The organism is Pontibacter pudoricolor (assembly GCF_010092985.1).
Taxonomy (GTDB): Bacteria; Bacteroidota; Bacteroidia; order Cytophagales; family Hymenobacteraceae; genus Pontibacter; species Pontibacter pudoricolor.
Genome location: NZ_CP048106.1, coordinates 787,719 through 811,517, shown reverse-complemented (window position 1 = coordinate 811,517; position 23,799 = coordinate 787,719). Strand labels below are relative to the sequence as shown.

23 protein-coding genes are annotated in these 23,799 nt (G+C 44.7%); 16 read left to right on the top strand and 7 right to left on the bottom strand.

Annotated features, from left to right (window positions below; translation table 11 throughout):
- Nucleotides 1-58: 58 nt before the first annotated feature.
- On the bottom strand, nucleotides 59-400 hold the full coding sequence (locus GSQ66_RS03505; protein ID WP_162426190.1) for a hypothetical protein: 342 nt from the start codon (nucleotides 398-400) through the stop codon (nucleotides 59-61).
- A 317-nt stretch (nucleotides 401-717) separates the two neighbouring features.
- Here GSQ66_RS03505 and GSQ66_RS03500 point away from each other — a divergent pair, with 317 nt between their 5' ends.
- The 3 genes from GSQ66_RS03500 (at nucleotide 718) to GSQ66_RS03490 (ending at nucleotide 2,854) form a co-directional block, all read left to right on the top strand.
- Nucleotides 718-1,308 carry a C40 family peptidase gene (locus GSQ66_RS03500; protein ID WP_162426189.1) on the top strand — a complete coding sequence of 197 codons (591 nt, stop codon included), beginning with the start codon at nucleotides 718-720 and terminating at the stop codon, nucleotides 1,306-1,308.
- Nucleotides 1,309-1,375: 67 nt separating this feature from the next.
- Nucleotides 1,376-1,750 (top strand): hypothetical protein, encoded by a 375-nt coding sequence (locus tag GSQ66_RS03495; RefSeq protein ID WP_162426188.1) that lies wholly within the window; start codon nucleotides 1,376-1,378, stop codon nucleotides 1,748-1,750.
- A gap of 672 nt (nucleotides 1,751-2,422) precedes the next feature.
- The gene (locus GSQ66_RS03490; protein WP_162426187.1) at nucleotides 2,423-2,854 is read left to right on the top strand and encodes a DUF2147 domain-containing protein; all 432 of its coding nucleotides are present in this window, start codon (nucleotides 2,423-2,425) and stop codon (nucleotides 2,852-2,854) included.
- Nucleotides 2,855-2,960: 106 nt separating this feature from the next.
- On the opposite strand, the gene GSQ66_RS03485 is transcribed toward GSQ66_RS03490, so the two are convergent.
- Complete coding sequence (locus GSQ66_RS03485; protein ID WP_162426186.1) at nucleotides 2,961-3,422, bottom strand: hypothetical protein; 462 nt, start codon at nucleotides 3,420-3,422, stop codon at nucleotides 2,961-2,963.
- 201 nt (nucleotides 3,423-3,623) lie between these two features.
- On the opposite strand from GSQ66_RS03485, the gene GSQ66_RS03480 reads away from it, so the two are divergent.
- Together GSQ66_RS03480 and GSQ66_RS03475 are read left to right on the top strand one after the other, a co-directional pair.
- The gene (locus GSQ66_RS03480) at nucleotides 3,624-4,208 is read left to right on the top strand and encodes a hypothetical protein (RefSeq protein WP_162426185.1); all 585 of its coding nucleotides are present in this window, start codon (nucleotides 3,624-3,626) and stop codon (nucleotides 4,206-4,208) included.
- A gap of 103 nt (nucleotides 4,209-4,311) precedes the next feature.
- Complete coding sequence (locus GSQ66_RS03475) at nucleotides 4,312-6,516, top strand: gliding motility-associated C-terminal domain-containing protein (RefSeq protein WP_162426184.1); 2,205 nt, start codon at nucleotides 4,312-4,314, stop codon at nucleotides 6,514-6,516.
- A gap of 2 nt (nucleotides 6,517-6,518) precedes the next feature.
- Here GSQ66_RS03475 and GSQ66_RS03470 read toward each other — a convergent pair whose 3' ends face one another.
- On the bottom strand, nucleotides 6,519-7,145 hold the full coding sequence (locus GSQ66_RS03470) for a cytochrome c oxidase subunit 3 (protein ID WP_162426183.1): 627 nt from the start codon (nucleotides 7,143-7,145) through the stop codon (nucleotides 6,519-6,521).
- Between the two features lie 282 nt (nucleotides 7,146-7,427).
- On the opposite strand from GSQ66_RS03470, the gene GSQ66_RS03465 reads away from it, so the two are divergent.
- The 7 genes from GSQ66_RS03465 (at nucleotide 7,428) to dapA (ending at nucleotide 16,095) form a co-directional block, all read left to right on the top strand.
- A complete protein-coding gene (locus GSQ66_RS03465; protein ID WP_162426182.1) occupies nucleotides 7,428-7,961 on the top strand; it encodes a hypothetical protein in 534 nt (177 codons plus the stop codon).
- Nucleotides 7,962-8,064: 103 nt separating this feature from the next.
- Nucleotides 8,065-8,559, top strand: a complete 495-nt coding sequence (locus GSQ66_RS03460; protein ID WP_162426181.1) for a DUF4920 domain-containing protein — start codon at nucleotides 8,065-8,067, stop codon at nucleotides 8,557-8,559.
- A gap of 1,128 nt (nucleotides 8,560-9,687) precedes the next feature.
- Nucleotides 9,688-11,697 carry an NAD-dependent DNA ligase LigA gene (gene ligA, locus GSQ66_RS03455; protein WP_162426180.1) on the top strand — a complete coding sequence of 670 codons (2,010 nt, stop codon included), beginning with the start codon at nucleotides 9,688-9,690 and terminating at the stop codon, nucleotides 11,695-11,697.
- 495 nt (nucleotides 11,698-12,192) lie between these two features.
- A complete protein-coding gene (locus GSQ66_RS03450) occupies nucleotides 12,193-13,215 on the top strand; it encodes a sensor histidine kinase (protein ID WP_162426179.1) in 1,023 nt (340 codons plus the stop codon).
- Nucleotides 13,216-13,218: 3 nt separating this feature from the next.
- The gene (locus tag GSQ66_RS03445; protein WP_162426178.1) at nucleotides 13,219-13,956 is read left to right on the top strand and encodes a LytR/AlgR family response regulator transcription factor; all 738 of its coding nucleotides are present in this window, start codon (nucleotides 13,219-13,221) and stop codon (nucleotides 13,954-13,956) included.
- 197 nt (nucleotides 13,957-14,153) lie between these two features.
- A complete protein-coding gene (locus tag GSQ66_RS03440; protein WP_202923399.1) occupies nucleotides 14,154-14,951 on the top strand; it encodes a restriction endonuclease in 798 nt (265 codons plus the stop codon).
- Between the two features lie 274 nt (nucleotides 14,952-15,225).
- Complete coding sequence (gene dapA / locus GSQ66_RS03435) at nucleotides 15,226-16,095, top strand: 4-hydroxy-tetrahydrodipicolinate synthase (RefSeq protein ID WP_162426177.1); 870 nt, start codon at nucleotides 15,226-15,228, stop codon at nucleotides 16,093-16,095.
- A gap of 257 nt (nucleotides 16,096-16,352) precedes the next feature.
- Here dapA and GSQ66_RS03430 read toward each other — a convergent pair whose 3' ends face one another.
- The 3 genes from GSQ66_RS03430 to GSQ66_RS03420 form a co-directional block, all read right to left on the bottom strand.
- Nucleotides 16,353-16,928 carry an SRPBCC family protein gene (locus GSQ66_RS03430; protein ID WP_162426176.1) on the bottom strand — a complete coding sequence of 192 codons (576 nt, stop codon included), beginning with the start codon at nucleotides 16,926-16,928 and terminating at the stop codon, nucleotides 16,353-16,355.
- A 168-nt stretch (nucleotides 16,929-17,096) separates the two neighbouring features.
- On the bottom strand, nucleotides 17,097-17,645 hold the full coding sequence (locus GSQ66_RS03425; protein WP_162426175.1) for a hypothetical protein: 549 nt from the start codon (nucleotides 17,643-17,645) through the stop codon (nucleotides 17,097-17,099).
- Nucleotides 17,646-17,715: 70 nt separating this feature from the next.
- Nucleotides 17,716-18,405: a hypothetical protein gene (locus tag GSQ66_RS03420; RefSeq protein ID WP_162426174.1), complete on the bottom strand. Its 690-nt coding sequence runs from the start codon at nucleotides 18,403-18,405 to the stop codon at nucleotides 17,716-17,718.
- Nucleotides 18,406-18,547: 142 nt separating this feature from the next.
- On the opposite strand from GSQ66_RS03420, the gene GSQ66_RS03415 reads away from it, so the two are divergent.
- From GSQ66_RS03415 to GSQ66_RS03400, 4 genes are all read left to right on the top strand, one after another.
- A complete protein-coding gene (locus tag GSQ66_RS03415) occupies nucleotides 18,548-19,183 on the top strand; it encodes a hypothetical protein (RefSeq protein WP_162426173.1) in 636 nt (211 codons plus the stop codon).
- A gap of 45 nt (nucleotides 19,184-19,228) precedes the next feature.
- Nucleotides 19,229-19,459, top strand: coding sequence for a hypothetical protein (locus GSQ66_RS03410; RefSeq protein WP_162426172.1), 231 nt, complete (start codon nucleotides 19,229-19,231; stop codon nucleotides 19,457-19,459).
- Between the two features lie 211 nt (nucleotides 19,460-19,670).
- Nucleotides 19,671-21,047, top strand: a complete 1,377-nt coding sequence (locus tag GSQ66_RS03405) for an NAD(P)/FAD-dependent oxidoreductase (protein ID WP_162426171.1) — start codon at nucleotides 19,671-19,673, stop codon at nucleotides 21,045-21,047.
- 3 nt (nucleotides 21,048-21,050) lie between these two features.
- Nucleotides 21,051-22,382: a 4Fe-4S binding protein gene (locus GSQ66_RS03400; protein ID WP_162426170.1), complete on the top strand. Its 1,332-nt coding sequence runs from the start codon at nucleotides 21,051-21,053 to the stop codon at nucleotides 22,380-22,382.
- Between the two features lie 1,109 nt (nucleotides 22,383-23,491).
- On the opposite strand, the gene GSQ66_RS03395 is transcribed toward GSQ66_RS03400, so the two are convergent.
- Nucleotides 23,492-23,737, bottom strand: coding sequence for a hypothetical protein (locus GSQ66_RS03395; RefSeq protein WP_162426169.1), 246 nt, complete (start codon nucleotides 23,735-23,737; stop codon nucleotides 23,492-23,494).
- Nucleotides 23,738-23,799: the final 62 nt, after the last annotated feature.

Sequence of the window (23,799 nt, the reverse complement as noted above, 5' to 3'; positions counted from 1 at the left end):
TTCAACCAGCATTTTACAATAATTATGCTTGTTTTCAAAATCTGTGACCTTTAGCCTGCTACCCTACCGTGTTTCGCTGGTGGGAGCGTAGCCATAGTTCAGCATCGCTAACTTTACTAAAAGTGTCGATGATGATAAATGAATTATAGCTTTTAAGCCCATAGGCACCTACTTCCTGCAGCATCCGGTAATAACAGCTTTCAGAAACCACAAGGGCAATAAAATTCTCCTGCCCCAGCATCATGAGCTGCGGAAAAAACTGAACCTGGCACCAGGTCTCTTCCTCCTCACTAAGACCATCTATAGCTCTCAAGTTGAAAAGCCAGCAATTGGCAGGATGATTCTTAACGTGTTCCAGCGCTATCATTAAACCAGACTTAAAGTCCTCAAAATCAGGCATAGCTTTACAGTCTATATAGACCCACCCTTTACCGTCCGGCAATTCCACTGAAAAAACGTCTGACTTATAAAGCACCATTACAGAAAGCATTAAATTTATTATTGCAAAAATATAACAAAACTTCACATAAAACCCAAATAAAACCCACTTTTGTTCTATAAAAACTACTTAAGGTGGTTAAAGCTGAACTTTTAACGGTTAAACCAGCTTATCTGATAGTAAAGCCTCGGAATTATAAAGTAAACATACCGGCCTTACCAGTAATATAGCTTTTGGCATGGTATTAGAAAGCTTTACAGAAACATAACCCGCTGACTATGAAAAAGAATTCAATTATAATGATTACCCCGGTAGTGTTACTGCTGATTATGTTATTGTTTGGTTATAACCTTACCAATGAAACTCCTGCAGAGAAAGCAACTATAGTTCAGGTTAATGAAAAGCATGAGGCCCCTGCAAAAACGGAGGATAAGTGGGTAAGCATGCAGCGAACAACCCGTTCAGGAGGTAACTATAGCACTGCGGAATCGCAGGAGATTATAGCTTATGCCATGACACTGCTCGGGTCTCCGTACGAGTTTGCCGGCATTTCTCCTTCCGGTTTTGATTGTTCAGGTTTTATAACACACGTTTTTGATAACTATAATATCGATGTTCCTCATTCATCGGCTTTGCAGGCAAAAGAAGGGGTAGCTGTAGCTAAGGAAGATGCTGCTCCCGGCGACTTGGTAATATTTACCGGTACCAACGAAAATGTAAGAACGCCCGGCCATGTAGGCATTGTTATTTCTGAGCCCGGCGACACGATTTCTTTTGTACACTCGTCTTCTAATGGTGGTGTAAAGATCAGTAAAGTGCAGGGCACGCGCTACGATATCCGTTTCCTGGAAGTACGCCGCGTATTATAAGCATACATTTATCACAACATACAGGGTTTTTCTCGTACAATGTTATGTACCAGAAAGACCCTTTTTTATGTGGCATCCTTACGTTATAAACTCGATAAATGCAGTTGTACTTATAGTTGCCGGCCTGATAGTTTACTTTATACACCCCGGTAAGCCGGTGCTCGCCCTGGTAGCTCCGGGCCTGGGTATTATGCTGCTGGCCTGTACGTACCATTTGCGCAAACATAACCAGTTTGTGACGCACACAGTTACAGCCATAACCTTGCTGGCCGCTATAGTTGTAATCATGCGTTTAAATGCCGCAGGTGAGGAATGGGATACCAGACACATCCTGCTGTTTGTGATGGGGATAAGCTGCCTGGTGGCGGCAGGTGTTTTTATTGGCACTTTTATAAAAGAACGCAGGTTGCGCAACAACTCTATTTATAAAGACGACCTGTAACTATAGGTAGCTATAAAAGCGAAACACCTGATGTAGCCCGTCAAGTTACACCAGGTGTTTCAGAATCCTAAAAAATCTTAACAAGCGGCTTCCTGTTGTTCAGGTTACCATCCGAAGACCTCCAGTAAAATCAAGCTGTGCAAACAGCATAAATCCCGTTTACGAAGCCGACTCACAGATTACGTGAATACAATTACTTAGGCTCGTTAAAACTTGTTTGGGATTAGACATTTGTACCTCCTTTCTCTATAGTCCAACATAAACCCTGAGCCTTCGACCAAAAATAAGGCTGTTAGACCAGAGCGCGTAGCACTCGCTACTTTAACTTATTACTAAAGGTAAATTAACGCCATTAAGTTCACAAGGGTTGTGCATATTTTTTTTAAATCTGCAGGCCGCAGAACAGGTACCTATAGTTTAAAAACCCGCCCAGAAACTATGGAAAGCAGGTTTTTAATTTAACACACTGATTATCATCCTACTAAACAATAGTACTCTTCCGGTTAACCGCATCAGTTCTGAAATTAAGGACCCATATTTGCAATAGTCTGTTACAAGGGGCGCCTGTGCTTTATTCCGATAAGATAAAAGTGATCGGGCAACTCCAACATACTATATTAAATGAATTATTTTCACTATTTTTCGTTGCTTAAATCAAACAACTAACCGATCATGAAAAAACATCTGCTTGCTCTTATGGCTCTTATGCTGTTCAGCACCTTTGCATGGGCCCAGTCCTTATCCCCTATTGGTATCTGGACGAATGAAGAAGGGAAAGCCCGCTTCGAAATCTATAAATGCGGCGATAAACTTTGCGGTAAACTCGTAACTCTGAAAGAGCCTTTGCGAAACGGCAAACCAAAAGTAGACGAAAACAACCCTGAAAAAAAACTACAGAACCGTCCGTTATTAGGCCTTGAGTTTATGAAAGGCTTTGAATATGATGGCAGCAACAAGTGGGATGATGGGACAATTTATGATCCGGAAAGCGGCAAAACATACTCTTGCTACATGAAAATGACCAGCAAGGATAAGATGGAAGTAAAAGGGTACATCGGTATATCGCTAATCGGAAGAACCCAGAACTGGACAAGAGTAAAATAAAACCAACTATAGTTGAAAAAAGAAAGGCCGGCGCAATGCCGGCCTTTCTTTTTAACCCTTTACCAGCCTATTTACTGGTTTCGGGCTTATAAGGTTATAGTTTAAATTAAATAACGTGTTCTATTTTATATTTCTGATCACGGAACTCAAACGTTTCTCCGGCAGTTTTGCCAGCCATCGCCTTAAATACCGGCGACATACCTGAAATTGCAAAGAACGTTTCTCCTTCCACTTCTATCTGCCCAAGACTAACGCCAATAAAGTAATTCTGCAGGTTGGTGTGCACAACGGCTCCAAAAGCTACATCCTTATTCTCTTTGGTAGCATTAATCCGCTTCAGCACGCTCATGGTCGTTATCAGTTCATCCAGTTGCCGGGCATACATGTCGCGCTGTATCTGGCAGGCCTCCCTGAACGATTCAAATTTATCTTCTATAGCACCCTGGTGTTCGTTGGCGCTTTCCTGGGCATCGTCCATTGCGTCTTTCGCAGCTTTAATCTGAGTATTCAGTATTTTGGTGCATTCCTGCAACAGCCGCTTTTTTAGTTCTAATTCTTGTGCAACCATTTTCTTCTAAGTATAAGTTTAAACCATACCCCGCTTACAGGTTATTATACCTGAGCGCTTAGAGGGAATAGCAATTGAAACATCAAATTCTGAGTGATAAACTTATTAACTGCAAATAATACCCGGAGCGTGTAAGATACTAAACTATTCAGGGTAACGGATGTTTTTGCTTTAAATTACTAAATGTCGTTAAACGGATTTTTGAAACGATTGTTGGGGCTGTTTTACAATAAGCCACAATGCCATAAACTGGAACGTTCTGAACGTTATAGTGCGAGGTTTAATGCATGGGTAAACAGTACTGACTGTAAAGAACTTACAACTGCATTCCATAAGGCCTACCACTATAAAAAAGCCGGGATGCACTGTAAGTACCGGGTTCAACTGGTTTTGGAAGAGAACCGCCAGGGTGTTATTTTTTTCTACGACCCTGCCATTTCCCCACAAGCTTTCTCCTACTTATTCGATCATCTGAAAGACCAGGCCCTGTTGCTGGGGTACCAGTTAAAAAGTGCCGACAAACGCAAAATAGATCACGAGCGCTACACTCAGAAAACGGAGGCCTATTACCTTACTCCTTTGCCAAAAGATGTGCCGGACAGCAGCCTCTGCAACCAACTATACGGTAACATTTTAATTGAGCTGACCCTAGTTAACAACCATCCCGGTTTTATAAGGCTTATTGCAAATAAGATTACTGATCCCTTTTTTAGCGAGCCCCTTCCTTTTGTTGAGCTTCTTGACTGCGTCATGCAGCCAACAGAAAAGCTTCAAAGCCGTAATTAATCCTACCTACCGTACTTTTGGTAAGTTCCTGCTATAGTTTTGCATAAGTTTTAGATTGTTTGTATACTTATACAGGTTTTAAGGGCGTATAAATTACTGTTGCATGAAGCATTGTTTACTCTTATTACTTGTTGTATTGCTCTGCTCGGTTTCCTCAAAGGCTACCCATATAGTTGGCGGCGAATTTGCCCTGGGCCACCTGAGCGGGAACTCCTACCTGCTAACCCTTAACCTATATTTTGACGATATAAACGGTGACCCCGGCGCGCTGGACCCAACCATTACTGTTAATGTTTTTGAGAAAGGCACCAACAAATGGATAATGGCCAGAACCCTTCCTTTCAGGTCCAGAACAGCCGTACCTTATACCAATATCGAATGTACCATAGGGGAACTGCGCACCAGTAAGATTGTGTACTCTGAAACCCTCAACCTTGACCCTTCCAAATTCTCTCACGCTCCCGGTTACTACGTAACCTGGGAACGGTGCTGCCGCAACCAAACGATAGACAATATTATAGCCCCTTACGATGCTGCCCAAACCTTTTATATGGAGTTTCCGGCTGTTTCTCAAAAAGGTGTCACCTTCAGAAATTCATCCCCTACCCTGTTTCCGCCCCTCAGCGACTACGCCTGTGTAAACGAACTTTTCTATTTCGATTTCAGTGGCTCAGATAAAGACGGCGACTCGCTGGCATATGACATGATCACACCACTCAACGGGTACACTACACCTGGCATGCCGTATTATGGTATACGCGGATATGAAAATGTAAAACCAGGCACTGCTCCCTATCCTGAAATTAAATGGGGCCCTGGGTTTAGCGGTGCTTCCCAGATAAATGGCAATCCTCCTATCAACATCGATAACAGAACTGGCAGACTGACGATGCGCCCAAGCCGTACGGGTTTGTATGTCTTCGGCATCAGGGTGCAGGAATTCAGGAACAAGATAAAGATAGGCGAAGTGCGTCGCGACTTCCAGGTGCTGGTACTGGATTGCCCAACCAACAAAACACCCAATATAGTGGCCCGCGACAGAGGCAAAAAGAACTTTTATAAAGAAACGGAGATCCTTGAGCTAACACCTAACAGCAACCGTTGTGTCGATATCTACTTTACAGATCCGGATCTGTCTGAGTTTGTAACTATAAAAGCGGTGCCTGTAAATTTCACAGCATCAAACTTTACATTGTCGGGCACGCTGCAGGGTATTGTAAACCGAAGTGGCACACAGGACTCTTTAAAAGCCACCCTTTGCTTTGCTGATTGCTTTGATACACCCAACAAAATATACCAACTGGACCTGGTAGTACAGGACGATGGCTGCAGTCTGCCCCGCCAGGATACAGTGCGCGTGAGTTTCAGGATGCAGGTAGTGAACAATGTACCAACTATAGCCACCACACCCAATGAAAGGATTATAATCTTAGATCGTGGCCAGGCTTTTGAGATGGATGTATTTGGCAATGACATAGACCTGGATGGCCTGACGTTAAGTGCAGCTGGCGAAGGCTTTGATATGAATGCAGCAGGAATGCAATTTAACAGCACAGGCGGTGAGGGAACAGCTAAAGGAAAATTTAGCTGGCTTGTTGAATGCAACAACGAGGAACAGTCGGTAAGGCGCGTAACTTTTACACTTAAGGAAGATGCCTGCGCCGCCTCGCCGGACCAAAAGCTCACGATAGAATTCAGGATAAAAGCGCCTAATAATGCTCCAACGTTAACCTCAGATAAAGCACCTATACTTTACGAACTTGACTTAAACCAGTCTTTTGAGGCTAACCTTTTCGGGGACGATATAGACCTGGACCCTTTAACCTTAACCGCTGTAGGGGAAGGTTTTAATCTGTCTGATCTGGGCATGACATTTAGTGCAAGGCAGGGCAACGGTGAAGCACGGGGTGTTTTTAACCTTACCTCTACCTGCCGGATGGCCGAAATGGGAACCCTGCGTGTTAACTTTATACTGAACGAGGAAACCTGTAACCCGGCACCGGAACCTGTACTAACAATGGAGTTTAAAGTGCGCGTACCGCAACTGCAAAGTTTTATACCTGCCAATATATTTACACCAAACGGCGACGGACTCAACGACTTTTTCGAGATACCCGATATGCCATCCGATTTCTGCAATGCCCGGTTTGCCAGTATAAAAGTGTTTAACCGCTGGGGTAAAGAAGTATACTATAGTAACCAGGATACCTTTAAATGGGATGGAAAAGATGTTAATGACGGTGTTTACTTTTACCTGATAGATTTTGGGAGTACGCAATACCGAGGCAGTGTTACCATTGTACGCTAACTTTAGAACATGAACAGGAAAACCAGGTATAGCCCAAGCCACATAAAATCAAGAAAATGCCAGTAACCTGCCAGCATCGATAATTGTAAGTGACGATACGGATCCCGTATAAAGATCAGGCTCCTAACACTGTCAGCAGCTACATGAGCTGTTTTAAGGAACAGGAAAAACAGAAAGATCACCCCTCCTACCAAATGCAGGATGTGTAGCGCCGAGATAAGATAAAGGTACGTGCCAGAAGCTTTCCCGGTGAAGGTGATGCCCGCTGCAGTCATTTCGCGCCAGCCCAGTAGCTGGGCGCCCACAAATAGTAAGCTCAGTACCAGCGTACCACCCAGGTAACGCGTCATTTTATGGAGTTTATCTTTTTTGTAGATGCCGGGTATGCGGCTCATTGTATAACTACTCAGCAGCAGCAATATCGTACCAACGCTGAAGAATTTAGGAAGCTGTACATCCTCCGTCATAAATCCACCGGTCCGGATAAAAGCGATCAGCAAGATAAGGAACAATACTCCTATGCCGACCATGCTCAGGTAAAGCAGCATCCTGATGGGGTGCATCCGCTCTATTTGCTTAAAAGCAGAGAGTTGCCTGGAGCCTACTTTATTTTTTTTATCTGAATCCATTTATATTATACTACAACCGGCAGTATACCAGCAGAAAAGGTCAATATTACACTTCACGTTTATATACCTATACGCAAACAGCTTTGTTTTGCATACCAGGAGATAAATATAGTTTTGTAAAAGCCGGTCCCTAATCGATCTATAAAGCTATGGTTTGATCAGCCTGAAAAATATAGTTTGCAGTACCTACCTTACCAGACCGGCATCCGTTAAAAAGAATAATTTAATCCCGGAGGTATTATGCATTATAAAAATCTACTCCTTTCAATAATTTGCCTGCTTGTGATAATGGTTTCCGCTATAGTGGAGGTAAGGGCACAAACCCGCATTAACTATACGGCCAATAACTATATAACAGTAGTGTTAGAGAGCCCTAATGGCCGTTATGAGTTCAAATCTCCATCGTTGCTGGTGCGATACAACCGGCTTACCGACCAGCTGGAGTGTAGTGTTCTTATAAATTCGTTATTACCTACCAGCGACACCATTCCACCAACTATGGCTTACGAGGTGTTGTACGGTGCCAAGTTCCCGGAGCTTACCTTTGAGATCGATGTACCGGAAGAAATCATCAACAGCGAACGCTCTTATGCCGAGCCACTGAACCAACGCACATACATTACCTTACAGGGTATAACCAACCAAACCCGTGTACCCATTGTTTTTGTACCAGACAGGAACAGGCTTAGCTTCGGCACTAATTTCGATATAATGCTTGCCAATTTTGAAGCCAGTATCCCTGTCCGGTACCTGCCCGTTTTAACAGGCCGCCTGCTCATTAACATCAGTAATGCCCGCTGGGTAGATCAATACTAACCTGAAAGCCGGCGCTATAAAATTGCGGAGTTACTGAATATGAGGAGAGTAGGATATACATAGTAGTTTGCTATATTTACAGCCCAACAACACAACAGCGCACATGATCAAGACCTTACTTTCTGCTTTACTGTTAAGTACATTGCTTTTTAGCTGCCAGCAACAGACTACAAACGATGTTACTGAAAAACCAGCTACAACAGCTGAAGCCAATGTGTACGGATCAGATTTCACAGAACAAAACACGCTTTCAGTTACACAACTTGAGGATGCTATAAGCGATCAGGATTCGGTAAAGGCTACCGTAAGCGGCGTAATTGTAGAGAGTTGCCAGTCCAAAGGTTGCTGGATGGATGTAAAACTTGCCGATAACAGTACCATGAAAGTTACTTTCCGGGACTATGGTTTCTTTTTGCCGGTAGAGAACCTGGAAGGTAAAACAGTGGTATTTACAGGAACCGCTAAACGAGAAGTAATTTCAGTGGACGACCAACGACACTATGCCGAAGATGCCGGTAAATCTGCTGCCGAGATACGTGCAATCAATTCCCCTAAAGAAGAACTCCGCTTTGTTGCCGATGGGGTAAAGATCAAATAGACCAATAGTTTAATACAAACCAGCCACCTTCGGGTGGCTGGTTTGTTTCCGGTGCTTGGCGTTAAAGGATCAGTTTATGCTCTTCCTACCCTTCCCTTGCTAATGTGCTATAGTTTAGGTTATAGTTTTATAGTTGTGGATTTACCCCTTCCCAGCCTTCCCCTAACAACAGGGGAAGGAGCTTTTTCAGCCTTTGCTATAGTTTTGGATATTGTTTTATAGTTGCTGTTTTAACCCACCCCTACCCCTCCCGAGAGGGGAATCTCTGATGTTGCTATAGTTGAGGATATCTTTTTATAGTTTCCGTTTGTCATCCCCCTGCCCCTTTCCAAGGGGGAATTTCTGCTACTGCTTGCCCTACTGTCATTTCGACTATAAGGAGAAATCTGAAATTGCTATAGTTTGAGTTACTGTACTATAGTAACAGACCAAGATCGGACAGGTCGCGACCTGTCCCTACGGAACTATAACCACGATAAAGCAATGCACAACAACATCTCCTTTAAACAATAGGTTAGCTATCGAACTGATCACAGTCTTTGGGTTGAGCGCCTTTGCTTTGTTGCGGTGCCGTCAGGCAACCCGAGGTACGAGGGTAGCAAGAAAGCAGCAGCGCGATGCCCTTATCGAGGGCCCCTACCCCCAAGACGGGGCCTCCCGGCCGTGAGGGCACCAAAGCCAGATTGAAACGATAGGTAAGTAGAGCTCCTAGGATTAGAAGAAACTATAGAAGAAAAGGCTAGGTTGTAACTGCAGCTATAGAACCCAGATTTCTCACGCTGTTCGAAATGACAAAAGAAAAACTATAGGACACATAAGATTTCTCACAGCTGCGCTGGCTCTCTTCCACTCGCGTCTCAAGAATGTTCGAAATGACAAAAGATAAACTATAGAACGATAAAGCTACATGACTGAAGCTCGGGGAAAATACAAAGAAATGTAACCGAAAGAACCTAAATCACATCAACTGGAAAACTGACAATAAAGAAATGCGAAGACAATTAATATTAACCTGATACAACGCAGAATGCCAACAAAGCAGGACAATAAACTTTAACAATCAACCTCTAATCCCTTTGCTACCTACCGCGCTTTTAGATATTTTTACGTGAAGTAAAAACCCGAACTATGGCAACACCTCACGACGTAGCTACTGAAGTTAAGCAGCTGACCGAACGCATAAACTACCTCAATTACCAATATTACCAGAACAGCATTTCAGAAGTCCCAGACTTTGAATTTGATATGATGCTGAAACGCCTGCAGGAACTGGAAGACCAGCATCCGGAACTGCGGCAGCTTAACTCACCAACCCAGCGCGTAGGCGGAACTATAACCAAAAGCTTTAAGACCGTTTTCCACCGTTACCCGATGCTATCGTTGAGCAACACTTACTCCGAAGAAGACCTGCGAGAGTTCGATAACCGCGTGCAAAAAGCGATAGGGCATGAAGTGGAATATGTGTGTGAGCAAAAATTTGATGGTGTTGCCATCAGCTTAACTTACGAGAACGGCATTTTAGTACAAGGTGCAACCCGCGGCGATGGTACCCGTGGCGATGATATTACAAACAACGTGCGCACTATACGCGACATTCCGTTACAGGCACATGGCCAGGACTTCCCGGATCTGTTTGAGGTACGTGGCGAGGTGTTTTTACCGTTGCAGGTATTTGAACAGCTAAACCAGGAACGCGAAGAAAATGGGGAGCAGTTATTGGCTAACCCGCGCAATGCAGCATCCGGCACCTTAAAACAGCAGGACTCCGGTATAGTAGCCAGCCGCAAACTGGGTTGCTTTTCTTATAGTTTCCAGACCTCATCTATGCCTTTTGATACGCATTCTGAAAGCCTGGAAGCTATACAGAAATGGGGCTTTAAAGTATCGGATACCTGGCGCAAGTGCAGCTCTATAGATAAGGTGCTGGAATACATTAACGAATGGGAACAGAAGCGTCACGAACTTCCTATCGCTACCGATGGCGTGGTGGTAAAAGTAAACAGTTTTGCACTGCAGGAAGAACTGGGTTTTACTGCTAAAAGCCCCCGTTGGGCCATTGCTTATAAATACCCGGCCATGAGCGCTGCTACCAAACTACAGGGCATACAATACCAGGTTGGCCGCACAGGGGCTGTAACACCTGTGGCTTTGCTGGATCCTGTTTTACTGGCAGGCACGGTTGTTAAGCGCGCATCGGTACATAATGCCAACGAAATTCAGCGACTGGACCTGCGCCTGGGCGACATCGTTTTTGTAGAGAAAGGCGGCGAGATCATCCCTAAAATTACCGGCGTAGACCTAACCAAACGCCCTGCTGACAGTGAGCCTATAGTTTACCCGACCGAGTGCCCTGCCTGCCATACGCCTCTGGTGCGTGTTGAGGGCGAAGCACAATTCTATTGCCCCAACGAGAAAAGCTGCGAACCACAAATATTAGCCAAGTTGGAACATTTTATCAGCCGCAAAGCCATGAATGTTGACGAACTGGGACCAAGAACCCTGGAACAACTATACAGAGCTGGTTTTGTGCGCAACGTTGCCGACCTGTATGATATTCAGTTTGAGCACCTGGTGAACCTGGAACGCATGGGCGAAAAATCGGCTAACAACATTCTAAACAGCCTTGCCAGGTCTAAGGAAACTCCTTTTGAGCGTGTGCTTTTTGCGCTGGGTATCCGGTTTGTGGGTAGTACAGTAGCTAAAAAACTGGCAGATCAGTTCCCGGATATAGCCTCGCTAAGAGGAGCGACTTACGAAGAATTGATTGCTGTAAACGAGATCGGTGGCCGTATTGCAAATTCTATTATAGAATATTTTGCAGAACCGGATCATGTCGTATTGCTGGAAAGATTACAGGCTGCGGGGCTTAAGTTTAAATCAGAGAATGTTAAACCCGAAATGCAGAGCGATAAGCTGGAAGGCAAAACCTTTGTAATTTCAGGCGTTTTTGAAACGATAAGCCGTGACGAACTGCAGCAGCTTATCATCAGCCATGGTGGTAAAGTGGTCAGCTCAATCTCGGCTAAGCTTACCTACCTGGTAGCCGGCGATAAAATGGGTCCTGCCAAACTTGAGAAAGCAAACAAGCTGGGTATCACGATACTATCCGAAGATCAGTTTTTAGGAATGATTCAGTAACTATAAAAAATAGCGCCACCTGTTCTACAAGTGGCGCTATTTGCAAAAACAAACAACAAACAAATATTATTAAGCATCAGGTACCGGCAAACACTGCAGCATGCTTCCCGGCAACTGATTACATACAAAAGAAGCAACATTTAATTCTCAACAAAATACATTATACCAACAGCCTCAAACTATAGACAAACTATAGAAAGCAGCCGAGCAAAAATTAATCTGATAGAATACACAGTTGGCAGATAAAAATACTCCAGGTCTGGAGTCAATATAAAAGCCTGGATATTAATAGGCAGTTTATCACCCAAGAAATCAGCTTTGTAGTAATTTACCTTGTGTTGGCAGAGTGCGGGTGCAAGTATAGTTATTCCTGTATTTATTTTATTTATCTTTAACCTGAAGAGTTTAACGGGCTTTTGTTACAACTCCTATAGTTTCCATCATTAATACGTTATTAGCTTGAGCGCATTACCCTTTGTGTTCCCTGAAGTTACAATGAAAAAGCGATTCCAGATCGTGTTGCATGTTCTTGTATGGCTTGCTTTCGGGGCCTGGGTGCTGTATTATATTAATGGTAACAAAGCGCTTACGCCACATCGTGTGCTGGATGTGGTAGTAGGCCTGGCTTTCTGGCTTCTCATTTTTTATGTAAACTGGTCGTACCTGATTCCCAAATACCTGGCACGAAACAAGCTGATGCTGTACATAGCCAATGTTCTGGCCCTGCTCCTGCTATATGGTCTGGTGAAATCCCCGCTTGATTTTTACCTTTTCAGAGAGTTTAACCCGAATATGAAAGCCGTATTTACTTCGGAGCGTTTACTGCAGTACGGTTTGGGTGGCCTGGTATTGGTTTTTATAAGCTCAGGCTTAAAAGTAACCGGCAATTACATACGCAACGAACGCCGTAACAAAGAGCTCGAAAACCAGAAACTGGTGGCAGAACTGGCCTTCTTAAAATCGCAGGTTAACCCCCACTTCCTGTTTAATACGCTCAACAACATTTACTCGCTGGCCTACAAGCAGTCGCCGGAAACGCCGGATGCCATTATGAAACTTTCGCTGCTGATGCGCTATATGTTGTATGAGAGCAACGATACGCTGGTAAGCCTGCAAAAGGAAGTGGAGCACATCAACAACTTTATAGACCTGCAAAAGCTTCGGCTACGCGAACATACAAGTCTGCAGTTTAATGTTGAAGGTGATATTGAAGGCAAACAGATTGCCCCGATGTTGATGATGACCCTGGTTGAAAATGCTTTTAAACACGGCCTGGTAAGTAAGAACGAGATCGGGATAATTATTAACCTGAAGGTTACCGATAGCGAACTCCATTTTAGTACAGCCAATAATATAAGCACGCATAAGAAACGTGAATTTGGCGGCATCGGGCTCGAGAATTTACGCCAACGCCTGAAATTGCTTTACCCTAACCGGCATAAGCTAACTTTTGAAGAAAAGGACGGTGTATTTTACGCCTCCATGAAACTATACTTCCACACACCTAAACACACCTAAACTATGATCATCCGCTGCATCGCCGTAGACGACGAACCTCTTGCCCTCGACATACTCGAAAGTTACATCAGTAAGCTACCTTTTCTGCAACTGGTAAAAACCTGCTCCAGCGCTACTGAAGCCATGCAAGTGTTGCAGGAAGAACAGGTAGACCTGATGTTCCTGGATATTGAAATGCCCGAGCTGACCGGTATACAGTTCCTGAACATTCTGAAAAACCAGCCGCTTGTAATTTTTACGACAGCTTACCCTGAGTATGCCATGGAAGGCTTTAACCACGATGCCGTCGATTACCTGCTCAAGCCTATCCCCTTCGACCGTTTTCTGAAGGCAGTTACCAAAGCGCAGGAGCGTATGCAGCAGCGTCATCCGAAGCAGGCTGAACAAACTATAATTACGCAGGCCTCCCCGGCACCCGAGCAGGAGTTCATGTTTGTGAAGGCTGACTACAAAACTATACGCGTTGATTTTAAAGACATACTCTGGATCGAAGGCCTGAAGGATTACGTGATCATCCAGACCAAAGACCAGAAGATCATTACACTGCTATCCATGAACAAGATGATGGAGAAACTACCTGATTCTAAATTCCTGCGCGTGCACCGCTCGTTTATAGTTTCCCTACCGAAAATCGACAGCATCGAGAAAAGCCGCATCCGCATAGGCCAGAAAGAAATTCCGATAGGCGAAGTCTACAAAGACCAGTTCCTGAAGTGGGTGGAAGAGAATAATATTATGTAATGATTAATTACGAATGAGTAATGAATAATTGCCTTTGCTGTGTGTTTTCACCAGCAAGAAATCTGGCGGGAGTATAGTTGTTGGTGAGAACACCAACAACGGCAGTAAAAAAGCGGCCCTTGCTACGTGTTTTCACCAGCAAGGACCGGGCATACGTAAAATAGCTATTTGCTCTTTAAAGCAACACCAAAGCAGTGATGGATATTCCGAAATTTGACGAAACGTTTTTACCGATATTAGAAATTCTTAAGACTGATAAAATCTTGAAGACTCGTGATTTAATCGACGAAGTAAAAACTAGATTTTATTCTGAATTAACCGAAGATCAACTCAAACAAAAAACAAAATCAGGCGATCTACTAATTGACAATAGAATAGCTTGGGGGAAATCGTATTTAAAGAAGGGTGGTTATGTATTTTTTCCTGAAAGAGGCTATGTTCAAATAACAGAAAAGGGGAAAAGTCACTCAGCAAGCTTAACGGTGCGAGACCTTGAAAATGAATCCTCATTATTTAACTTTTATAAGCAGGAAGCTCCTAAATCTCTTTCAAATGCAATTCCTGAAGCCAATCTTTCCTCACCGCAGGACTTAATAGACGAAGGTGTAAAGAGAATAGATGATGATGTAAAAATTGAATTATTGACGAAACTTAAAGGGACTAATCCATACTTTTTTGAAAAAGTTGTTTTGAGACTTTTGAAAAAAATGGGTTACGGCGAATATATTGAAACGGCAAAGTCGGGTGATGGTGGAATTGATGGAATTATTAATGAAGACCAGCTTGGCTTGGATAAGATCTATATACAGGCTAAAAGATTTAATGATGGCAAAGTAAGAGAGACTAATATTAGAAATTTCATAGGCGCTATGAGTGGCGACACCAACAAAGGAGTATTTGTTACCACATCAGAATTTGATAGTAAGGCCTTGGAAAAAGCTCGTTCAGCCACCACAAAATTATTTGTATTGATGGAAAAAAGCTGGTTGATTTAATGCATCAGTTCAATGTCGGAATCCAAGTAAAAACGACATATGAGATTAAACAGGTTGATGAAGATTTTTTTGAGGAACAGTAAACAGTATATAATAATATATTGCCCGAAACGGGCTAATTCGATTCACTAGCAGTGCAAAAATCATTATGTGTACTTCTAGAAAACTTTCGTACTGAAAATTCTCACCTTCTGTAGTTCTCCAGACGTTACAAACTAAAAAACTTGCACAAACCAATCCATAATCAGAACTTCGTAGTTCTTATTTAAAATTGATGATTCAGGAAAGATTAAAAGGAACGGGCGTAGCATTGGTAACGCCATTCACAAAAGACCTGGCTGTAGACTATAACGGCCTTAAAAAGCTGCTGGACTTTGTGCTGGATGGCGGCGTAGATTACCTGGTAATTAATGGTACCACTGCCGAGTCGGTTACCACTACAGCCGAAGAGAAAAAGCAGATACTGCAAACTATAAAAGAACACGTTAACGGGCGCGTGCCGTTGGTATACGGTCTTGGTGGCAACAACACCCAGGAACTGCTAAATAGCTTCGCTACTACCGACCTTAATGGCATTGATGCCATCCTTTCGGTGAGCCCATACTATAACAAGCCATCGCAGCAAGGCATTTACCAGCATTATGTGGCTATTGCCGATGCATCGCCGGTGCCGGTTATTTTGTATAACGTGCCGGGCCGCACAGGCAGCAACGTTACCGCTGAAACAACTTTAAAACTGGCTGCGCACCCAAACATAGTAGCTATAAAAGAAGCATCGGGTAATCTGGAGCAGTGTATGGCAATTGCCAAACACAAACCAGCCGACTTTATGCTGATCTCCGGCGACGACGTACTGACCTTGCCGATGATCTCGATTGGGGCAGTTGGTGTTATCTCGGTGCTGGCAAACGCTTTCCCGGAGAAGTTCAGCAATATGATCCGCCATGGCCTGAATTATGATTTTGCCAAAGCGTCTCAATTGCTATACGACTTTGTTGACATTAACCCGCTGATGTACGAAGAAGGCAACCCGGTTGGCGTAAAAGCCCTGCTGGAGCGTTTCGGTGTTTGCGAGCCTGCAGTTCGTATGCCATTGGTTGAAGCATCTGCCGGCCTCCGCGACAGGCTGTATAAACTGATCTAAACTATAGTTTAACTATAAAACAAAAAAGCCAGGTGATGAACCTGGCTTTTTTGTTTTTGTCCGAATCAGGATTTACAGGATGTAAGGATTTACAGGATTCAAATTATCAGTTGTTAAGCATTGTGTGTAGAGACGCAATATTTTGCGTCTCCTGCTATGGAACTACAGCATCAGAAACTATAGTTACTGTCGCGCATTAACACCGATAGCCAGAGATATTACTCACACAAGCGAGGGCAAAAGCAGCTAACTATAGTTTAATGTCCATGCCCTGCATGCGGGTCCTGCTGCGGTAATTGTTTTGCTTCCAGGATCTGCTTCATGTTGTTCAGGCCGCGCTCGAAATCGGTGCCTACATATTTATCCAGGAACAGGATGCCAAAAAATTTATTAACCGGGTTCATGCCCAGTTCAGACTCCATAGCCCATGTTATGCGGGTACCTTTTGCGGTTTCTTCAAAAACATAGTTGGTGGTAGCTTTATTGCTGGGCCCAAACTGCATTTCAGCATCAATCTTTTTATAAGGCTCCGTGTTGATGATCTTGAATTCGCCATCGCCAACGTCCGGGTGTTTGCTGAACCAATTGTAGCTGGAACCAGGTCCGCCATCCGGGCCGCTGTACGTTAGCAACATATGCGGATCTATTTTGTGCCACGGCGACCATTGCTCCCAGTTACGCAGCGTGTTTACCTGCTCAAAAGCAGCTTCGGCAGGCGCCGCAACTTCAACAGAGCGTTCTACCTTTAATTTAGAGGAGATGAACAACGAGCCGGCAATGAGCAGCAAGACCAGTGCGAGCAGCCCGAATCCGATTCTCTTTAATAATTTCATGCGTAAAGCGAGTTTAGGTGTATAGTCAAATATATTTATAGTTATCTGGATATACAACACGCTGCCTGCAGCAATAAAAAAGCCGCAGCAAATGCCGCGGCCTTTTCTCAGATGGAAATTTGATACTAATGTACCTTTACTTATACGTTAAGGTTGCGATTTGTTAAGTTAATACCGGTCGTAATCAGTGTACCGATCATTTGGAGGGCGGTTTGTATAGTCCTGGCTACCATAGTGGTCGTTGCCAAAATCCCTGAATTCATCTTCGTTGCCATAGGAAGCATCATGGCGATAGCCATGGTTGCCCCGGCTGTCGAAGTTGCGGTACATGTCACCTTCTTCGGGGTTATCGAAGTTCGGGTTATAGCCTAAGCTATAGTTGTAATGCCGGTGCCGGTTATAAGGCCCTTCCTGTAACGGCATCGGTTTCATGTTCATCAGCTCATCTTCAGGGCCGTGAGGCAAACCGTACTCTTCATCGCGTGGCATACCGGAGTAATTGGCAATGTCATACATCTGGTTGTAATAATCCTCGCGGGTTGGCTGGTAATACCCACCCCTCCCATTATCCCGGTTTTGAGGAGAACGGTATTGCTCGCCTTGCTCGTGGAAGTTGCCCCGCTGCGGGCTATAGTTCCGCCCGTATCGGTCATTTTCCTGTTCCCGGTTATAGTTGTTTTCAAAATTTCCGTAATCCATATCGTTGTTTCGTCTCATAACTTTATAGTTTAGTAGGTGACACAAACACACTTTCTGCTTTTATGCCATCATTTAGATAATCAAATTATTAATGCTTAGACCTGGTTCTTTTACCGCTTTGTTGTTGGTTCCGGGCCTGTTCGCCTCTCCAGCGGTCTAAGTTGCTGTAGTAGCTGCCCTCGCCATAGTGCGATTCTCCTTCGGAGTAATTACGGCCGGCAAAACCGCCACTGTAATCATTATCATAACGAGGGTCAAAGCGTTCATTTCTTCTGTATGATTCGTAATCCCCCATAGAGGCATGGCCCAGGTAATCTCCTCTGCTGCCACGGCTTACATCATGCCCGAAACGCTCGTCCTGTTCCCGGCTCAGGTCTCGTGGCTCACTGTTTCTGCGCAGGTCGCTGTAATCCGAATTTTTATAGCTGGCTCGCGGATCGTAATGGCGGCCGGAATTATAGCCATCGTCTTTGGTGTAGCTCATGCCATACAAGTTATCAGATCTTCTGCGGCGGCGATGGTTTGTAAAGTCTTCGCCGGCATACTGCGCCCCTCCTGGCTGAAAAAGGCCCTCCGTATAGTTATAATTCTGCTCGGCACTGGAATTAAAAGAGGCATTGTCGAGATAATCTTCGTCGTATTCCCCTCTTCCGCGGTTAAAATGAGAATCAATTCTATAGTTTCCTCTGTCTGAATTATTACCGTGGTTGCCGTGCAGCCAGCGTGGTTCTACATCATTCTGGAAATCGCGCTGGTCATTCTCTCGTCTGTTTCTCATAGTTGTTGGTTAATTTGTTCGCTTAGTTTTACGGCAGGTCAGCGTGTTTAGATTAATTAGCCGTACAGCTATAGTTCTATAAATACCTTAACCATAGGCGTTTTCAGCCGTTATAAATAGTATCACTAATGAATTAAATGCTATGGAAGGAAACGATTGGTATAATACAGGATACACCGACTACAGAAATCATTACCGCGGCGATGAGCGCCCGATAGATCAGGATGTGTTTAGGGGTTCTTACCGCTTCGATAATGACAGCCCTCATCACAACGAGACCACATACAACGGTTTTAGAGAGCGCGAAGAACGGCACGAAAGTCCGCGGACCTACGAGCGAAGACCTGAGCTTGAGAACAGGGAGCAGAATTTAAACAATTACAATACCCGTGCACCACGCCGCGACCGTAACCAGGGACGAGTACCTTACAACTATGGCAACCGGTATGAGCAGGGCTACTGGCAGGATGAAGAAACCAACCAACCTGAAAGCATGTACCGCTCCAGAAGCGTGTTCGGAAACTTTGAGGGAAACTATGACCCTGATCGTTACAGGCCCCGCACCCGCGACGAAAACTATGGCAACATGGCTGGGTCGCTGAGTGTTGGTTACGATGGCGAATGGAATGCTGACTGGGAGGAGCACCGCTATTACAACCCCCTAACCGGACACAGACGCAGCTATCACGGTAACTATACTAGCCGCCACCCTGAGGCTGGTAACGAGCGCCGGCAGCATAACAACCGGAACGACCGCGACAACTATGAACGCTATTAATAACAGGCACTATTGCCCCAACTATAACTGAAAACAACGAAGACTATGAACGATAAAAATAAAGACAGACTAAAAAACGAGAACCTGAATAAGCCGGTAAATAAGGCCGGCAAAGTCCCTAATATAAACCCGACAGGTGAGAAGGAAGATGTGGACAACGATAGTATTATGAAAGGCGAAGTTGGCGGTGCGCCATCGCGTAAAAGCGGTAGCCGTGGCAGTGCTGATGTGCAGGACGGTGGCAATGATATTGGCAGCAGCGCCGGCAGTCATTAAGAATGAACTATAAAAACAGGGGCCGGGACATTGTTCCGGCCTTTTTTGTTATGTTACCCTAAGACAAACGATAGCTTACCTCTACCTGTTTAAGTTTCTTCTCTCGATCCTCCGCACGCTTAAATCAATTTAACTTATATTTGATCTGCTCTGGAAACGTTATAACTATAAGTCCGGACCAAATTTTTAACCTGAGCCGGAAGTAAAGCACATGCAGCACGACAAACATGTAGTAGTGATTGGGAACGGGATAGCCGGTATTACACTGGCACAGAAGCTACGCGCACGCTCCGATTGCCGCATTACAGTTATTTCTGCTGAATCCCCAACTCACTTTTCCCGCCCTGCGCTGATGTATGTGTACATGGGCCACATGCGCTACCAGGATATTATTCCGTATCCTGACTGGTACTATAAAGAACAGAAGATTGAACAGCTGCATGATTATGTAGAAACGATAGATTTTGAAACAAGAACACTAAAACTACAGCATTCAGAACCACTAACGTACGACCAGCTCGTGTTGGCCACAGGATCTTCGGCGGTATATTATAACTGGCCGGGTATGCAGCTAAAAGGCGTACAGGGGTTAATAACGTTACAGGACCTGGAGCTGATGCAACAGCAGACCAACGGCATAAAACAGGCAGTTATAGTTGGCGGCGGACTGATAGGAATTGAAATGGCGGAAATGCTGCAAAGCAAAGGCATACAGGTAACCATGCTGGTTCGTGAGAAACAGTACTGGCAAAGCAACCTGCCTGAGAAGGAGGCCGGACTGGTAACACAGCACATCCTGGCTTGTGGTATAGAACTGAAACTTCAGGATGAATTAGCGGAAATACTTGGTGACGAAACCGGTACGGTCAAAGCCGTTAAGTCAAAAAACGGAGAAATGATTCCCTGCCAGTTTGTGGGCATAGCTACCGGTGTAAAGCCAACTATAGAATTTTTAAAAACATCTGGTATTGAGCTTGGTAAAGGTATTCTGGTAAACAATTTCTTTGAGACCAGCATAAAGGATGTTTATGCCATTGGGGACTGCGCCCAGTTTAAGGAACCTGCACCCGGAGAACCGGCACTGGAACAACTCTGGTATACCGGCCGGCAACACGGCGAAGTACTGGCAGCGGTACTTACCGGCGACCGAAAACCCTATATCCGTGGCCCCTGGTTTAACTCCGCCAAGTTCCTGAACATTGAGTACCAGACCTACGGCTTTGTTCCCCACACCTGGGATGAGCAACGCTATAGTTCGCTTTACTGGGAGCATCCGGCTAAAAGTAAAGCCATGCGTTTCTTTTATGAGCGCGAAAGCGGTAATCTGAAAGGTGTAAATCTGCTGGGCATCCGCTTCCGACATGACCTGTGTCATTACTGGCTAAAAGAGAACTATACAATACACCAGGTAATGGAGCAGCTCAGTGCCGTTAACTTCGATTCAGAGTTTTTTCAGCGGTACGAACCCGAACTTTTAACACAATATTACCTGCAGCATCCGGACAGGCAAGCACCCGCAAAGCAACAAGGTTGGTGGAAACTACGCCAGCACTTTTCCCTCTTCTCAGAAACACCCGACAACTGTTAAGCCATGTACAAAGCATCTACAACGCAATTCTACAGCTACTTTAAATACATTGGCTTTACCCTGATGGCTATCAGCTTGTTATGCTTAACAGTTACTTTAGCAGGAGGAAATACGATTAATGCCGTTGTCTGGGGATTAAGTGGCATAGGTTTGCTAACCACAGGCAGTTTACTGGTTATAGTTTGTTCACGTTTACCCAAGCATGTGGCGCATCAGAATAACGGAATCTGGCAGAAAGACGCTACCGCCCGTGGTATATCAGCCTGGGTTTTAGGCATCATTTTAACCAGTTTTTATATCCTGCTTTACTGGTTCCCGGATACGCTGCATGGACTTATAATTGCTCTGGAACCGTTAAGTCAAGGGCTGCGGCACAAGCCTTCGGACCAATGGTTTCTGTATGGTTTTTTCTATACGCTGGCGGTTATGGTTATGGGGGTGCATGCGCTCCTTAAGTACCGGAATAACCCCTATCATCTTATCCGTACTTGTTCTGTTATTTTCTTTCAGTTAGGATTCGCCTTTCTGTTGCCTGGGCTACTGCTGGCCTTTAACCAACCGGAGTTTTATTTCAGTTATTTCTGGCCGCTTAAATACGATTACCTTTTCCCGGGCACTGTGGGGTACCTGATAGACAATGGGCAGGCATTAGGGGTATTCATGGTTTTCTGGGGAGCTGTCTTAACGTTCCTGGCAACGCCTGTGCTAACCTACTTCTACGGCAAGCGCTGGTATTGTTCATGGGTGTGTGGCTGCGGTGGTCTTGCCGAAACAGCCGGAGACCCCTACCGTCAACTCTCCGACAAAAGCAAAAGGGCCTGGCAGTGGGAAGTTGCCATCATCTATCCTATCCTCGGGTTTGTAATCATTACCACACTCCTGCTCTGGATCAATTCCTGGTCTGGCGGTAGTTTACTTGGGGACCTTTCAGGTGGTTTTTCCAAGAGTTATGGTTTCTTTATCGGTTCTGTTTTTTCTGGTGTAGTGGGTGTTGGCTTTTACCCGATCCTGGGCAACCGGGTGTGGTGCCGTTTTGGCTGTCCGATGGCGGCATACTTAGGTCTTCTGCAAAAACATCTTTCCCGCTTTAGAATAACTACAAACGGCGGGCAATGTATTTCCTGCGGCAATTGCTCCACCTACTGCGAGATGGGAATTGACGTACGCTGGTACGCCCAGCAGGGAAAACCGATTATCCGGTCGTCTTGTGTGGGCTGTGGTATTTGTGCGCATGTTTGCCCAAGGGGTGTTTTAAAACTGGAGAATGGCCCGGTTGATGGCAGGTATAATGGTACTACGCTTATCCAAAGAGATTCTTTAAACATATTATCGTAATTGTCATCATGGGTGCAGCCTAATTGATTTTGTATGTCCTATTGTTCGATTTACACTTTATTGTCATTTCGAAAAACGTGAGAAATCTGAGTTCTATAGTTTGCTATAGTTGCAACCTGAAACAAGCCTTTTCTTTCATAGCCTTCTTCAATCCTGGGAGCTTTACTTACCAATCGTTTCAATTTGGCTTTGGTGCCCTCACGGCCGGGAGGCCCCGTCTTCGGGCATCGCGCTGCTGCTTTCTTGCTACCCTCGTGCCTCGGGTTGCCTGACGGCACCGCAACAAAGCAAAGGCGCTCAACCCAAAGACTGTGATCAGTTCGATAGCTAAACTATAGTTTGCTTGAGAAACTATAGTTGCATCGCCTTATCGTGGTAGTAGTTCCGTAGGGACAGGTCGCGACCTGTCCGATCCGGGTCTTTAACTATAGAACTATAGCTAAGCTTAAACTATAGCCCAAATTCCCCTCTTGGGAGGGGCAGGGGTGGGTTAAAACCGCAACTATAGAAATATGGCTTAAACTATAGCTTTGCAGAAGGGTCTCCTTGAATACAGGGCCGTTTCATTCTTTTATTCGCCCTCGCTCGCGCCCCACGAGTGTGAGCTACTTAGTGGCGTCCCGCCACTTGTGCCTCAGGCACAGGTTAAAGCGGCCAGAGTCCGCAGGTAACTCACACTCGCGGGACGCGAGCGAGGGCAAGGACATAAAGTAATAACATTATTGTCCCCTTGAGGAAAAGTAAGAACGGGAGTTCGAAGCTTGCGAGCAGCGCTCAATAGGGTGTGTCAAAAGGCAACTATAGAACTACAGCTGAAACTATACAGCCTGTCTTCCTTCCATCAAGATCCTTTCAGGATGACAAAGTAGGGAGTAGTTGCAGAAAAGCTCCCCTCCTTAAGCAAGGAGGAGTTGGGGTGGCTGGACAACAGTAACTATAAAACGAATACCTGCACCCTACACGCAAACTGAAACTTCCCAGCTGGGAAAAAAACGAACTATATATCTATACCACAAAAAAAAGCGACAGCTTTTAGAGGCTGTCGCTTTGAGGTCTTTTATAAAACTAACTTGTAGAGTTGAATGGATATTGGTAACGAAAAGCTTAGACTACTGTAATTCTTCTTGTTCCATGTATTCCCACATGGCATCTTCGTTGGCACCGGTCTTTGCTGCATAGATCAGCATGGTCGTGTACACGCCAATCAGCAAAAAGCTAAGTGGAATAGAAAATACAAACGACACTACCAGGGTCTTAACCGGATCTGCTTTAGATTTCATTTTGGTAGAGGCGTACCAGAAGAACAGAACGTTAAAAACACCAGAGAGGGCAACAAAATTCAGAAGGTCTAACATTGGCTAAAAGTTAAGTTTATACTGATTAAACCAAGAAGTATGCCAGTCTAAACCCATCTTTT

Coding starts and splice junctions, on each gene's coding strand:
- GSQ66_RS03495 (WP_162426188.1), top strand. CDS start 1,376: ATGTGGCATCCTTACGTTATAAACTCGATAAATGCAGTTGTACTTATA.
- GSQ66_RS03415 (WP_162426173.1), top strand. CDS start 18,548: ATGGAAGGAAACGATTGGTATAATACAGGATACACCGACTACAGAAAT.
- GSQ66_RS03485 (WP_162426186.1), bottom strand. CDS start 3,422: ATGGTTGCACAAGAATTAGAACTAAAAAAGCGGCTGTTGCAGGAATGC.
- GSQ66_RS03500 (WP_162426189.1), top strand. CDS start 718: ATGAAAAAGAATTCAATTATAATGATTACCCCGGTAGTGTTACTGCTG.
- GSQ66_RS03425 (WP_162426175.1), bottom strand. CDS start 17,645: ATGAGACGAAACAACGATATGGATTACGGAAATTTTGAAAACAACTAT.
- GSQ66_RS03460 (WP_162426181.1), top strand. CDS start 8,065: ATGATCAAGACCTTACTTTCTGCTTTACTGTTAAGTACATTGCTTTTT.
- GSQ66_RS03470 (WP_162426183.1), bottom strand. CDS start 7,145: ATGGATTCAGATAAAAAAAATAAAGTAGGCTCCAGGCAACTCTCTGCT.
- GSQ66_RS03445 (WP_162426178.1), top strand. CDS start 13,219: ATGATCATCCGCTGCATCGCCGTAGACGACGAACCTCTTGCCCTCGAC.
- GSQ66_RS03450 (WP_162426179.1), top strand. CDS start 12,193: ATGAAAAAGCGATTCCAGATCGTGTTGCATGTTCTTGTATGGCTTGCT.
- GSQ66_RS03410 (WP_162426172.1), top strand. CDS start 19,229: ATGAACGATAAAAATAAAGACAGACTAAAAAACGAGAACCTGAATAAG.
- GSQ66_RS03420 (WP_162426174.1), bottom strand. CDS start 18,405: ATGAGAAACAGACGAGAGAATGACCAGCGCGATTTCCAGAATGATGTA.
- GSQ66_RS03440 (WP_202923399.1), top strand. CDS start 14,154: ATGGATATTCCGAAATTTGACGAAACGTTTTTACCGATATTAGAAATT.
- GSQ66_RS03475 (WP_162426184.1), top strand. CDS start 4,312: ATGAAGCATTGTTTACTCTTATTACTTGTTGTATTGCTCTGCTCGGTT.
- GSQ66_RS03395 (WP_162426169.1), bottom strand. CDS start 23,737: ATGTTAGACCTTCTGAATTTTGTTGCCCTCTCTGGTGTTTTTAACGTT.
- GSQ66_RS03505 (WP_162426190.1), bottom strand. CDS start 400: ATGCCTGATTTTGAGGACTTTAAGTCTGGTTTAATGATAGCGCTGGAA.
- GSQ66_RS03430 (WP_162426176.1), bottom strand. CDS start 16,928: ATGAAATTATTAAAGAGAATCGGATTCGGGCTGCTCGCACTGGTCTTG.
- GSQ66_RS03400 (WP_162426170.1), top strand. CDS start 21,051: ATGTACAAAGCATCTACAACGCAATTCTACAGCTACTTTAAATACATT.
- dapA (WP_162426177.1), top strand. CDS start 15,226: ATGATTCAGGAAAGATTAAAAGGAACGGGCGTAGCATTGGTAACGCCA.
- ligA (WP_162426180.1), top strand. CDS start 9,688: ATGGCAACACCTCACGACGTAGCTACTGAAGTTAAGCAGCTGACCGAA.
- GSQ66_RS03490 (WP_162426187.1), top strand. CDS start 2,423: ATGAAAAAACATCTGCTTGCTCTTATGGCTCTTATGCTGTTCAGCACC.
- GSQ66_RS03405 (WP_162426171.1), top strand. CDS start 19,671: ATGCAGCACGACAAACATGTAGTAGTGATTGGGAACGGGATAGCCGGT.